This window comes from Anaerostipes rhamnosivorans (assembly GCF_005280655.1).
Lineage (GTDB): Bacteria > Bacillota > Clostridia > Lachnospirales > Lachnospiraceae > Anaerostipes > Anaerostipes rhamnosivorans.
Map to the genome: position 1 here is coordinate 2,032,300 of NZ_CP040058.1, position 12,396 is coordinate 2,044,695.

Below are 12,396 nucleotides of genomic sequence, written 5' to 3' on the forward strand. Positions count from 1 at the left end.
ATATCTGTCTAAGGAATTAAAATCAATAGAATTTATAGTAATTTAAGATTTTTTATACTAACATTCTATCCTTCCAGGTAAAATTTCATGCAGGAATTGCTGTACTCCCGTTATCTTCTAATTTTTACCGCTTTTGTTTTGCTGTAACTGCTATATATCTTTTTACCGTCTGCCGTTTTATATGCTCTCATACGGATCCAATACTTATTCCCCTTCTTGAGTTTAGATACGATTTTCTTAGATAAGGTTCTCTTTACCGTATACTTTTTCAGCTTTTTAAATTTTGAGTTGGATGCCACATAGATCACATACCCGCTTGCCCTTTTGTTTCTCTTCCAGCTTATCTGCAGTTTCTTTTTCTTGATATTTTTAGCTTGCACTGCCGGACGCTTCGGTGTTATTGTAACCGTAATGTTTTTTGAGGCACTTCCATAAATCCCTGACTTTGGAACAGACGCTTTCACCACAGCTTTTCCTGTCCCTCTAACCGTCACATAACCTCTGCTGTTTACAGAAGCCACTTTACCATTACTTGATTTATAAGCAAGTACTCCAGACCCTGGCGTCTTGGCATTTAACTTAAATGATTTGGAGCCGTATACTTTTTTGTAGGAAACTATCCCTGTAATTTTACGCGGGATAGAGCTTTGCTTATATATTGCTTTTTATCAAATACCGCTCCATATCACTATTATAACATAAAAAGACCTTTCATTGAGGTGTTGTTCCTCAATGAAAGGTCTTCTGGTTTATCAGAATTATTCGTCCCAATTGTGCCAGACATCCTGAACATCATCGTCTTCTTCCAGTAAATCTAATGTCTTCTGAAGATTCTTGATATCGTCTTCCGAGGTGAGATCTACCATGGTATTCGGGATCATGGTCACTTCCGCGCTGGCCATCTCAATGGACTCTGCCTCCAGTGCTTCCCTGACTTTAGAAAAATCATCCGGATCTGTAACGATCTCATAGCTGTCTTCCTCCGCAGCAAAATCTTCTGCCCCTGCGTCCAATGCGGTCATCATCAGATCGTCCTCATCCATCTCACAGTCTTCTTTTGCGATCAGGATCTGGCCTTTCTTTTCAAACATATAGGAAACGCATCCCGGTGTTCCGATGCTGCCGCTCCCCTTTGTAAAGGCGCTCCTTACATTGGAAGCCGTCCTGTTTTTGTTGTCTGTCAGAGCTTCCACGATGATGGCAACTCCGCTTGGGCCGTATCCTTCATATGTAATTGATTCATAGTTGACAGCGTTTGCGTCCCCCGCCGCCTTTTTGATGCTTCGGTCAATGGTGTCATTGGGCATATTATTGGCCTTTGCCTTAGCCACAATGTCACGGAGCCGGCTGTTGTTTTCCGGATCCGCTCCGCCTTCCTTAACTGCCACTGCGATCTCTCTGCCAAGCTTTGTAAAGATCTTTCCCTTTTTTGCATCGTTCTTTTCTTTTTTGTGTTTGATATTCGCAAACTTACTATGTCCTGACATAACTGTAATTACTCCTTATCTTTTTCATTTTCTTCTTTTTTGGTGCGCTTCTTCTCCACTTTCACCTGTTTGATCACATTGTCGTGGATATCGACGGACTTAAAAGACCATCCCTGATAGATGATCTCCACCTCTTCTCCCTGGTCCGGAAGATGGCCCAGCTGGTCAACTAAAAATCCGCTCAGTGTTTCCACTTCTTCTGTGTCAAACTCAATCCCGAGAACCTCCTCGATCTTTTCCAGCCTGGTGCTTCCCCTCATCAGAAAAATATCAGCCCATCCAAGCTTGGTGATCTCCCGGTCTTCCACATCATACTCATCCAAAATATTTCCCACGATCACTTCCAGCATATCTTCCATGGATACTATGCCTTCGGTCTGGCTGTATTCGTCCACGACGATCGCCATATGGATTTTCTTTGTCTGCATTTCCTGGAACAATGCCGACAGATTCATGGTTTGATGCACATAAAAAGGCTCTCTGGCAATCTCATAAAGTTCCAGATCCTTATGGTTTATATAGGCATCGATCACGTCCTTTAAATACAAAACCCCGATGATGTGGTCGATATCTTCCTCGTACAGCGGAAATCTGGAATACGGTTCATCCAGCATAAAATGCAGTACTTCCTCCAGAGACATGGTACATCCAATCCCTGCGATCTTCTTTCTGGAAGTCATGACATCGGTAACATCTTTGTCCCCGAACTCAAAAATATTGGTGATCATCTTGGCTTCATCTTCCAAGATTGCTCCCTGCTCATGCCCTTCATTGACGATGTTCATGATCTCTTCTTCATACTCATTGTCACCGTCGTCATCCGCTTCTCGTTCTGTCTGTTCGTTCAGCTTCCCCTTGGGCTTATTTTTGCGTTTTGTTCCAATTATGTAGCCGATGACGGCACCTAACACCAGCGTCAGCAACGGTATCAGAATCATCATGGCACTTAAATCTTCCATATACATCTCCTTTATTCATCAGTCGTAATAAAATATACCATTTTACGAAGAAAAGGTCAATCTGTCCATCTATGTATCAAGACTTAAACTGATCCTTAATGCCTTGTCAACTTTCTCTAATATAGAACTGTTCAGATGACAGACCTTTTCTCTGAGCCGGCTTTTATCAATCGTCCTAATCTGTTCTAACAGTATGACGGAATCTTTTTCCAGCTGGCATTTCCGGCAGTCCACCGGCACATGGGTCGGAAGCTTTGCCTTGTTCATCTTGCTGGTGATCGCTGCGCAGATCACCGTCGGACTGTAGCGGTTGCCGGCATCGTTCTGTAAAATAATGACCGGACGGACGCCTCCCTGCTCTGAGCCAACCACAGGCCTCAAATCCGCATAAAAAATATCTCCTCGCTTAATTACCATAAGCCTAATCACTCTCCATCTCTTTCATAATAGTTTATGAAGAGTATTAACATTTCTTTCAGTTCTATTCAATATATATTCCATTTTCACCTGTTTTCCGGCTTGCTGTGTAAAGGACATGGATTTCTAATCTTCCAGATAGTCAACTGCTTCTTTTGCTTTGCCGTCCTGAAAATACACCCGTGGGACCCGCTTCCCGATCCCACACACGAATTCATAATTAAAGGATCCCGCCAGATTGGCTGCCTCTTCTACTGATATGTTCTTGTCTCCGTCGGTACCTACCAAGGTGACCTGATCCATGACACAAACACCTTCGATATCCGTTACATCCACCATAAACTGGTCCATACAGATTCTCCCGATGATCGGTGCATACTGTCCTCGGATGATCACTCTCCCTTTGGAAGATAGTGCCCTGGGATAACCATCCGCATAGCCTACCGGGATCGTTGCGATCTTAGTCTTTCTTTCTGTGACAAAGGTCGATCCGTAGCTGACCCCTTCCCCCGGCTCCACTTCCTTTACATGGATCACGTGGCTGATCAGGGAAAGGGCCGGCCTCAAATCAATGGCCGACTTGTCTACCTCTTCGGAGGGATACAGTCCGTAGGTAATGATCCCGGAACGCACCATATCCATACGGCAGTCGCAAAGATCCATGATAGCGGCACTGTTGGAAACATGCTTGACCGGGATCTCGATTCCTTTGTCCTCAAGACTCCGCACAAATTGATCAAATAGCTCCTTCTGATGTCTGGCCGATGTCTTATCTTCCTCATCCGCGCATGCAAAGTGGGTGAAGATGCCCTGAATCTTTATATTCGGAAGCTTTTGTATCCGCTCCACCTGCGAAACGGATTCCTCCGTCGGTTTAAATCCAATCCGGTTCATTCCAGTGTCCACCTTGATATGTATGTTTGCATCTTTTTTCATCGTCACCGCAAACTTGGAGATTGCCTCCGCCATATCATAGGAAAACACCGTCTGCTCTATCTCATGCTGAATCAAAGAGGCATACTGGTATTCTGAAGTATAACCCAGGATCAGTATGGGCTTTGTTATTCCCTGTTTCCTCAGGGCGATCCCTTCCTCTATGATCGCCACTGCAAACCCGTCAACGCCGATCTTGTTTAATGCCTTTGCCACCGGAACTGCCCCGTGGCCGTATCCGTCCGCCTTGATCACCGGCATAATCTTCGTGTCCGTTCCAACAATGTTCTTTATCTCACTGATATTGTGGCAGATCGCATCCAAGTCTATGGCTGCATACACTCTATAGTATTGATTCATCATTGATTCCTCCTAAAATACTGCTGAGAGCTTCTATGATGTCGGAAGCCAGCATACTGTCATATCCAAGTCTCTTTGCGGCCTCGTCTCCCGCAAGGCCGTGGACGTACACACCCAGAGCCGCAGCTTCCAACGGTTCCATGGCCCGTCCTAAAAGGCTTGTGATGATGCCGCCCAGCACATCGCCGCTTCCTCCCGTGGCCATTCCGTGATTTCCGCTGCAGTTGTAGTAAACAGGCTCATCTGCTGACACTACCAGTGTTGTGGCATCTTTGAGCACCACCACACTTTGAAACAGGTCCGCTGCACGATGTGCTGTTTCAGGCAGGTTTTCTTTCACCTCTTCTGCTGATGTCTCCAGCAGTCTTGCTGCCTCCTTAAGATGCGGTGTCAAAATGCACCCGGCCGGATAATCGATCCGCAGCTTGTAATGGCTGACCGTATTTAAACCGTCTGCGTCCAGAACAAGTGGTTTTGTTCCGTCGGACAGTACGGTTTCTAAAAGCCTTTTTGTCCGCTCAGATACGCCCATTCCAGGACCGAATAAAATACAATCACACCATCTAAGAGAAGCTTTTAGATCTTCCTCTGCCCCGAACAGCACTTCCGGAAGCATGGACAGAAGGATCGGGCGGTTGGAGGCGTGGGAAATCACCTTTACCAGCCCGCTGCCCATGCGCAGGGCACTTTTTGCCGCGAAATAGGCCGCTCCTGACATGGATTCATTGCCTGCAACGATCAGGACCTTCCCATAGGTTCCTTTGTGGGAATCTGCGGTCCTTTTGGGCAGTCTTTTAAGATCTTTTCTGTCATAAGTAAATCCCCGGGCATATTTTTTTAAAGTCTGGTCAAAGAAACCAATCCTCTCCACAAAAAGCCGGCCTGTATGATCCTTGCCCGGATAGAGAAGATGCCCCGCTTTTGGGCCTCCAAACGTCACTGTGGCATCCGCTTTGACAGCACACCCAAGGACCTTTCCCGTATCCCCGCTGATGCCTGAGGGAATATCCACGGACATTACCTTGGCTTTGCTTGCATTGATTGCCTCTATGGCAGTACGGTACGAACCAGAGATCTTTCTGGAAAGCCCCACACCGAACAGCCCCTCCAGGATCCAGTCATAATCATTATAGTTGACACTGGTTTCCGCCTCATAACCCAGTCGGTTTAAGATGCCCAGCTGGGTCTTTAAGTCTTTGGATGCCTTTTCAAGATTTCCTACCACCGCGAAATCTACTGAGTAGCCTTCCTCCAAAAGAATCCTGGCCGCCGCCAGCGCATCCCCTCCGTTGTTTCCGCATCCTGCCACGGACAGAATCCTGTCCTGTTTTTGGACAGAAGCCTTAATCCTGCCAGCAATCTTTTCGCTGGCCCGCTCCATCAGTACAAGGCCCGGCACTCCGATGTCTTCTATTGTTTCTTTATCCACGTTCTGCATTTCCTGGTTTTTTAATACATATTTCATAGACATTCTCCTATGACAAAAGCCTGTGCCAGTTCTCCTGTATTAGTGATTGACACATGAAACTTTGTGATCTTTTGAGCCGAAGCCATCTGTTTGGCTCTCCCTGAAAGTTTTAAATAAGGCGCTCCTTTTTCATTCCGTAACACTTCGATCTCATAAGGCTCCAATCCGAAGAAGCCGGTTCCAAATACCTTGGAAACGGCTTCTTTAACTGCAAAATTCCCAGCAAGAGTCGTACTGTCTGAGCCCGCGTACGCCAGTTCTGATTCTGAAAATATCCGGCTGAGGCCTTTTTTCCTCTCAGTCATCTTCTGAATCCGCCCAATCTCAACAAGATCAGTCCCAATTCCCACGATCATGACGCTCCTCCCGTCTACTCCCCGGTGTCTTCGTTGTCTTCCCGGCTGTGGATATTGTAAGTCAGTGTCATGAGAGATTCTGCCAGATGCACGTTTTCTACGGTAACGCTGTCCGGCAGTGTAAGATCCACCGGCGCAAAATTCCAAAAGCCTTTGATGCCCCAGGATGCCAGCTCTTTGGCGATCTTGGGCGCCTGGTCCTGCGGAAGTGTCAGAGCAGCGATCTTGATCTCATGATTTTTAATAAATTCTTCCATATCATCGATATCGTGAACTTCCACGCCGTGCACAGTGATGCCGATCAGTTTCGGATTCACGTCAAAAAGCGCGATCACCTGGAATCCGATGCTGTTGTTGTTGAAATCCTGATAGTTGGCCAGTGCCTGGCCGAGATTACCCGCGCCCACGATGATCATCTGGTTACTCTTATCAAGCCCCAGGATCTTACCGATCTCCACATAAAGATTTTCCACGTTATATCCGTATCCCTGCTGCCCGAAACCTCCAAAATTATTGAGATCCTGGCGGATCTGGGATGCAGTCACCTTCATCCGCTCACTCAGTTCTTTGGAGGAAATCCTTGTAATGTTCTTTGCTTTCAAGGCTCCCAAATAACGGTAATATCTAGGTAATCTCTTTATAACTGCCGGTGATATATTCTTATCCATTGATGACATTATTACCCTCCCACTTATTTTATCAACTTCCTAAATTAAATAAATTATATAAGATTGTCTAATATCTGTCAAACTTTTAGTGCGTTTTTTCAGAAATTATGTTATGCTAATAAAGAATTTTTATTGCTAAGAAGTTTTGAAGGAGTACACTATGGTTTTATCTTGTCAGAATATACATAAAACTTTCGTTGACCAGGAAGTCCTGAAAGGAATATCCTTTCATATTAATGAAAAAGACCGTCTTGCCGTGATCGGATTAAATGGGGCTGGGAAATCCACCCTTTTAAAGATCATCATGGATCAGATGACCCCCGACGAGGGAGAGATCCACAAGAAAAAGGATGCCGAGATTGGTTATCTCGCACAGCACCAGGACCATACTTCCTCCCTCACCATTTACGAAGAGCTTTTGACCATCAAGCAAGATGTGATCGAACTGGATAAAAAGCTTCGGTCCCTGGAACAGATGATGAAGCATTTAAGCGGCAAAGAGCTTGAGGATAAGATGGAGGAATACACCAGAGCCACCCATTTATTTGAACAGAAAAACGGGTTTGCCTATGAAAGTGAAATCACTGGTATCTTAAAAGGCCTTGGTTTTAAAGAGGAAGACTTCCAGAAGCAGATCGCAACTCTCTCCGGTGGTCAGAAGACACGGGTTGCCCTGGGAAAGCTTCTGCTCATGAAGCCTGAGATCCTTCTTCTGGATGAGCCCACCAACCACCTGGACGTGGAATCTATTCAGTGGCTGGAAACTTACCTAAGCCACTATGAAGGAGCTGTGATCTTAGTCTCCCATGACCGGTATTTCCTGGACAAGATCGTCAACAAGGTCATGGAGATCGAGGCTGGACATGCCATGCTCTTTGATGGAAACTATTCTGCATTTATCCAGAAAAGAGACCAGGTAAAAGCCATTCGGTTAAAGGAATACGAAAACCAGCAGCAGGAGATCAAACATCAGAAAGCGGTCATCGAAAAACTCAAACAGTTTAACCGGGAAAAATCGATCCGCCGTGCTGAGAGCCGTGAAAAAATGCTCGATAAGATCGACGTGATCGAGAAGCCAATGGAGATTGACGGGAAAATGCGCTTTTCCATCGAACCGTCCATTGTCAGCGGGAATGATGTCCTCACTGTGGAACATCTGGAAAAAAGCTTTGGGTCACATACGTTGTTTTCCGATATCGATTTTGAAATCTTCCGGGGAGAACGTGTGGCGCTGATCGGCGCCAACGGTACTGGAAAAACCACCATGTTAAAGATCATTTGCAAGCAGATGGCAAAAAACAAAGGACAGATCAAACTGGGCTCCCAGGTGTCCATCGGATACTATGACCAGGCCCAGGACAACCTGCACCCGGAAAAGACCATCTTTGACGAAATATCAGATTCCTTCCCAGAACTGACCAATACAAAGATCCGCAATACCCTGGCTGCTTTTCTTTTTAAAGGAGAGGATGTCTTCAAACTGATCTCCTCCTTAAGCGGCGGGGAAAAGGGACGGGTATCACTTGCAAAGCTTATGCTCTCCCGTGCTAATTTCCTGATTCTGGATGAACCGACCAACCATCTGGACATCCATTCCAAAGAAATTCTGGAATCCGCCTTATCCCAATACACAGGAACTGTTTTGTATGTCTCTCATGACCGTTATTTCATTAACAAGACCGCCACAAGAATCCTGGAGCTTTCTCCTTCCAAAGGGCTTCACTCCTATTCCGGGGATTACCAGCATTATCTTTTTGAAAAGGAAAAGGAAGGAACAGAGGAACTACAGACAGCCGAAGGTGAAAACGTCTCAGACACCAAGCTTAACTGGCAGAAGCAAAAAGAGGAAGAGGCAAGGCGCCGCAAAACTAAAAACCGGCTGAAAAGGGTGGAGTCGGAGATTGAACGGCTGGAAGAGGAAAACACAAAACTGGAAGAAGAAATGTGTCTCCCGGAAAACGCTGTAAACACACAAAAGCTGCTGGAACTCTCCACAGCCAAAGCCCAGAATGACCAACAGCTTGAAACATTTTATGAAGAGTGGGAAACCCTCTCTGAAGAAACAGAGTAGCAGATAACGTTGTTTAGCACTGCTGCCAACGCGCATTTCATACCCTTCGGGTGAGCGTGCTCCGCACTGGCAGCTCGTTAAAAATAGTGTAATATCTCACGAAAGGCGCCAATCTACGCTAGTTTTTCTCCGCTGTTGGAAGGAGGCCTTTCCAGAGCCGACTGAGAACAATGGAGAAAAACTTATAGCATTTTTTCGTTTGTTTGTTTATAATAGACAGAGTACCATTTTTAGGAGGTTACAAAATGAAATTATTATCATTCGCCGTACCGTGTTATAACTCTCAGGAATATATGAGACACTGCATCGATACTTTACTGATCGGTGGTGACAAAGTCGAGATCCTGATCATTGACGATGGTTCTACAGACAATACCGGCATGATCGCCGATGAATATGAAAACAAATACCCTGGCATCTGCCGTGCAATCCATCAGAAGAACAAAGGGCATGGAGGTGCCGTGAATACCGGTATTGCCCATGCCAAAGGAATCTACTTTAAGGTCGTGGACAGCGATGACTGGGTAAACGAGCACGCTTATGAAGAGATCATGAAGAAATTGGAGACATTTTACCGTCAGGGAACGATTGTTGATATGTTTATGTCCAACTATGTCTATGAAAAACAGGGCGTGAAGAAAAAGACGGTCATTCACTACCGCCATTCCATCCCTATTGAGGAGCTGTTTACATGGGATGATGTGAAGCGTTTCCCACTGAGCCAGTACATTTTAATGCACTCCGTCATCTACAGGACTTCTCTGCTCCATGAGTGCCGCTTATGTCTGCCGGAGCATACATTTTATGTAGACAATCTATATGTGTTTAAACCGCTTCCTTATGTGAAGACGATCTATTACCTGGACGTGAATTTCTACCGATATTTTATCGGCAGGGACGATCAGTCTGTCAACGAGAACAATATGATCAAAAGAATTGATCAGCAGTTCTTTGTCACACAGGCAATGATCGACTACATGAGCAGCTTTGAGCTTGTGAACAAACCATTATACCGCTATATGAAACATTACCTGAGTATCATCATGACTGTCTCTTCTGTGATCGCCATCAAATCCGGCACCCCGGAGCACATTCAGAAGAAAAAAGAGCTGTGGAGATACCTAAAAACCAAAAACAAAAAACTTTACCGTCAGATCCGCGGATCTCTGGTAGGAAATGCCGTAAACCTTCCGGGATATGGAGGGCGGAAAGTCGTTATCGCAGCCTACAAAGCAGCCCGGAAATTTATCGGCTTTAACTAAGAATTATAAAGATGACATTGGATCCTTATCGGTTTCAATGTCATTTTCTATTATCTGCTCTGTTCTTCCCTCCACTATAACACCAGGCTTTTTGTTTGTGCTACCATGAAGATAGAAACGGAGGTGGAATCATTATGAACACTTATAAAACATCTGAAATCGCGTCCATGATCGGAATACACCCAAACACCGTAAGGCTGTATGAAGAATCTGGGCTGATACCAAAACCGGAGCGTCAGGCCAACGGATACCGTATCTTTACCGATCTACATATTGCCCAGCTTCGGCTGGCCCGTCTGGCTTTCCAAATCGAGGTACTGCAGAACGGCCTTCGGAAAAAAATCGTACAGATGGTAAAGGTATCTGCCTTGGGGGATTATGACACGGCACTTCTTCTGACCAACGAATATCTGGACCAGATCCGTAAGGAACGCTTTAACGCGGAAGAGGCCATAGAGATCGTAAATCAGATCATATCCGGCGAGAGTTCAGAAAACACTCTTTCCCTTAAAAGGAAGGAAGTATCCGAACAGCTAAACATCACGATGGATGCCTTAAGAAATTGGGAGATGAACGGCTTGCTTACAGTCAAACGGAGACAAAACGGATACCGGGTGTATACTGGAGAGGATATCAGACGGCTTAAGATCATCCGTTCCCTGCGCTGCGCAAATTATTCTTTAGAAGCGATCCTAAGAATGCTCTCCCACCTTTCTAAAAATCCAAGGGCAGATATCAAATCGATATTGGACACGCCGAAATCCGATGACGATATCATCGCTGTGTGCGATAACCTGATCTCTTCTCTGGCAGATGCGGAAGAAAACGCCATAGACATGATCCGCATGCTAAAAGAAATGAAAAAATTTTTTTCCTAAACCCTCCACTTTACCACCAGCGTTTCTGTTGGTGGTATTCTTTTGTTACAAAAAACAAGGAGGTATCAATCAATGCAAGAAATCATCAAAGTCAGTCAACTGACAAAAACATACTCCGGGACTCCTGCGGCAGATCAGATCAGTCTGTCGGTAAACCGAGGAACCGTATTCGGTCTGATCGGCGCCAACGGTGCCGGAAAGAGTACTGTGATCGAGTGTATGTTAGGCACGAAAAAAGCTGACAGCGGCAAAATCTCCATTCTTGGAATGAATCCGCTTAAAGAAAGAAAAAAACTCTTTGAGAAAGTGGGAGTTCAATTTCAGGAAACAAATTATCAGGACAGTATTACCGTACAGGAGCTCTGTCAGGTCACTGCTTCTCTTTACCATGAAGCTGAGGATCCCCTGGAGCTTCTTTCCAGGTTTGGAATCGCGGATAAACTGAAAACCCAAGTAAAGGATTTATCCGGCGGTCAAAGACAGCGTCTTTTCATTATCCTTGCACTCATCCCAAAACCTGAAGTGGTTTTTTTGGATGAATTGACAACAGGGCTTGACGCCAGAGCCCGTCGGGAAGTTTGGAACATTCTTTCCCTGCTCAAAGAAAGCGGACTGACAATTTTTCTCACATCCCATTTCATGGACGAGATCGAAAAGCTATGTGACTGCATCTGCATTTTGAAGAAAGGAAAAATCATATTTTACGGCACCGTGTCCGAAGCAATCGACTCAAGTCCCCACAGTCGATTTGAGGACGCTTATCTTTGGTATACTGACGAGGAGGAACTGACATATGAAAACTTATAAGACAATGCTGAAAAATGAGTTAAAAATATCCCTGAGAGGTATGGATATGGTCATCTTTGCGATCTGCGTCCCAGTTGTGGCCCTGGCTCTCATCGGAATCCTTTACGGAAATAAACCTGCTTTTTCAGGTGCGGAATTTACTTTTCTGGAACAGTCCTTCGGGGCTGCTGCCACAATATCAATCTGCGCGGGAGGAGTCATGGGGCTTCCGCTGGTAGTGTCGGACTACAGAAACAAAGGAATATTAAAACGCTATAAAGTCACGCCGGTACACCCTTCCATGATCCTGCTGGTACAGGTGACAGTCTATACCTTATATGCCATAACCTCTCTTTTGCTCTTATATGCTGAGGCAGTCCTGTTTTTTGGATATCAATTCCGTGGAAATATCATCAGTTTTCTGGGCTGCTATCTCTTGGTCATCGTCTCTACGTTCAGCATCGGCATGATGGTCGGCGGAATCGCCCCCAACGCCAAAATAGCAAGTGTGATCGCCAGTCTGCTCTACTTCCCTATGCTGATCTTTTCCGGTGCAACACTGCCGTATGAAGTTATGCCGGGAGCACTGCAAAAGGCAGCCAATCTATTGCCGCTGACTCAGGGAATCAAGCTGCTGAAAGCCGCTTCCTTGGGAGAATTCTTGGGCAGCACTGCAGTTCCGGTTATTTCAACTATTTGTGTAGCCGTAGTCTGTAGTCTTATCGCTCTTAGATTTTTTAAGTGGGAATAA

At 45.4% G+C, this 12,396-nt stretch carries 13 protein-coding genes; 5 read left to right on the forward strand and 8 right to left on the reverse strand.

What is annotated here, in order from left to right; all coding sequences use genetic code 11:
- Positions 1-110: 110 nt before the first annotated feature.
- The 8 genes from AR1Y2_RS10085 to AR1Y2_RS10120 all read right to left on the reverse strand — a co-directional run bounded on the left by AR1Y2_RS10085 (position 111) and on the right by AR1Y2_RS10120 (position 6,657).
- Positions 111-494 (reverse strand): fibronectin type III domain-containing protein, encoded by a 384-nt coding sequence (locus AR1Y2_RS10085; protein ID WP_137328851.1) that lies wholly within the window; start codon positions 492-494, stop codon positions 111-113.
- 264 nt (positions 495-758) lie between these two features.
- Positions 759-1,487: a YebC/PmpR family DNA-binding transcriptional regulator gene (locus tag AR1Y2_RS10090; RefSeq protein ID WP_137328852.1), complete on the reverse strand. Its 729-nt coding sequence runs from the start codon at positions 1,485-1,487 to the stop codon at positions 759-761.
- Positions 1,488-1,495: 8 nt separating this feature from the next.
- Complete coding sequence (locus tag AR1Y2_RS10095) at positions 1,496-2,446, reverse strand: hemolysin family protein (protein ID WP_137328853.1); 951 nt, start codon at positions 2,444-2,446, stop codon at positions 1,496-1,498.
- 69 nt (positions 2,447-2,515) lie between these two features.
- Positions 2,516-2,863: a type II toxin-antitoxin system PemK/MazF family toxin gene (locus tag AR1Y2_RS10100; protein ID WP_137328854.1), complete on the reverse strand. Its 348-nt coding sequence runs from the start codon at positions 2,861-2,863 to the stop codon at positions 2,516-2,518.
- Between the two features lie 126 nt (positions 2,864-2,989).
- Positions 2,990-4,156 carry an alanine racemase gene (gene alr, locus AR1Y2_RS10105; protein ID WP_137330246.1) on the reverse strand — a complete coding sequence of 389 codons (1,167 nt, stop codon included), beginning with the start codon at positions 4,154-4,156 and terminating at the stop codon, positions 2,990-2,992.
- Complete coding sequence (locus tag AR1Y2_RS10110) at positions 4,140-5,621, reverse strand: NAD(P)H-hydrate dehydratase (protein WP_137328855.1); 1,482 nt, start codon at positions 5,619-5,621, stop codon at positions 4,140-4,142. The genes alr and AR1Y2_RS10110 overlap by 17 nt, the downstream gene beginning before the upstream one ends.
- Positions 5,618-5,980: a holo-ACP synthase gene (acpS, locus tag AR1Y2_RS10115; RefSeq protein WP_137328856.1), complete on the reverse strand. Its 363-nt coding sequence runs from the start codon at positions 5,978-5,980 to the stop codon at positions 5,618-5,620. Before acpS ends, AR1Y2_RS10110 begins: the two co-directional genes overlap by 4 nt.
- A 14-nt stretch (positions 5,981-5,994) precedes the next feature.
- Positions 5,995-6,657 carry a redox-sensing transcriptional repressor Rex gene (locus AR1Y2_RS10120; RefSeq protein WP_137328857.1) on the reverse strand — a complete coding sequence of 221 codons (663 nt, stop codon included), beginning with the start codon at positions 6,655-6,657 and terminating at the stop codon, positions 5,995-5,997.
- Between the two features lie 151 nt (positions 6,658-6,808).
- Between AR1Y2_RS10120 and AR1Y2_RS10125 the strand changes: the two genes are divergently transcribed.
- The 5 genes from AR1Y2_RS10125 to AR1Y2_RS10145 all read left to right on the forward strand — a co-directional run bounded on the left by AR1Y2_RS10125 (position 6,809) and on the right by AR1Y2_RS10145 (position 12,396).
- The gene (locus AR1Y2_RS10125; RefSeq protein WP_137328858.1) at positions 6,809-8,719 is read left to right on the forward strand and encodes an ABC-F family ATP-binding cassette domain-containing protein; all 1,911 of its coding nucleotides are present in this window, start codon (positions 6,809-6,811) and stop codon (positions 8,717-8,719) included.
- 245 nt (positions 8,720-8,964) lie between these two features.
- Complete coding sequence (locus tag AR1Y2_RS10130) at positions 8,965-9,981, forward strand: glycosyltransferase family 2 protein (protein ID WP_137328859.1); 1,017 nt, start codon at positions 8,965-8,967, stop codon at positions 9,979-9,981.
- A 134-nt stretch (positions 9,982-10,115) separates the two neighbouring features.
- Positions 10,116-10,859 (forward strand): MerR family transcriptional regulator, encoded by a 744-nt coding sequence (locus tag AR1Y2_RS10135; RefSeq protein ID WP_137328860.1) that lies wholly within the window; start codon positions 10,116-10,118, stop codon positions 10,857-10,859.
- A gap of 72 nt (positions 10,860-10,931) precedes the next feature.
- Positions 10,932-11,666, forward strand: coding sequence for an ABC transporter ATP-binding protein (locus AR1Y2_RS10140; protein WP_137328861.1), 735 nt, complete (start codon positions 10,932-10,934; stop codon positions 11,664-11,666).
- Positions 11,653-12,396: an ABC transporter permease gene (locus AR1Y2_RS10145; protein ID WP_137328862.1), complete on the forward strand. Its 744-nt coding sequence runs from the start codon at positions 11,653-11,655 to the stop codon at positions 12,394-12,396. The genes AR1Y2_RS10140 and AR1Y2_RS10145 overlap by 14 nt, the downstream gene beginning before the upstream one ends.

Coding starts and splice junctions, on each gene's coding strand:
- AR1Y2_RS10135 (WP_137328860.1), top strand. CDS start 10,116: ATGAACACTTATAAAACATCTGAAATCGCGTCCATGATCGGAATACAC.
- AR1Y2_RS10100 (WP_137328854.1), bottom strand. CDS start 2,863: ATGGTAATTAAGCGAGGAGATATTTTTTATGCGGATTTGAGGCCTGTG.
- AR1Y2_RS10110 (WP_137328855.1), bottom strand. CDS start 5,621: ATGAAATATGTATTAAAAAACCAGGAAATGCAGAACGTGGATAAAGAA.
- AR1Y2_RS10125 (WP_137328858.1), top strand. CDS start 6,809: ATGGTTTTATCTTGTCAGAATATACATAAAACTTTCGTTGACCAGGAA.
- AR1Y2_RS10090 (WP_137328852.1), bottom strand. CDS start 1,487: ATGTCAGGACATAGTAAGTTTGCGAATATCAAACACAAAAAAGAAAAG.
- AR1Y2_RS10130 (WP_137328859.1), top strand. CDS start 8,965: ATGAAATTATTATCATTCGCCGTACCGTGTTATAACTCTCAGGAATAT.
- AR1Y2_RS10140 (WP_137328861.1), top strand. CDS start 10,932: ATGCAAGAAATCATCAAAGTCAGTCAACTGACAAAAACATACTCCGGG.
- AR1Y2_RS10120 (WP_137328857.1), bottom strand. CDS start 6,657: ATGTCATCAATGGATAAGAATATATCACCGGCAGTTATAAAGAGATTA.
- AR1Y2_RS10095 (WP_137328853.1), bottom strand. CDS start 2,446: ATGGAAGATTTAAGTGCCATGATGATTCTGATACCGTTGCTGACGCTG.
- AR1Y2_RS10145 (WP_137328862.1), top strand. CDS start 11,653: ATGAAAACTTATAAGACAATGCTGAAAAATGAGTTAAAAATATCCCTG.
- alr (WP_137330246.1), bottom strand. CDS start 4,156: ATGAATCAATACTATAGAGTGTATGCAGCCATAGACTTGGATGCGATC.
- acpS (WP_137328856.1), bottom strand. CDS start 5,980: ATGATCGTGGGAATTGGGACTGATCTTGTTGAGATTGGGCGGATTCAG.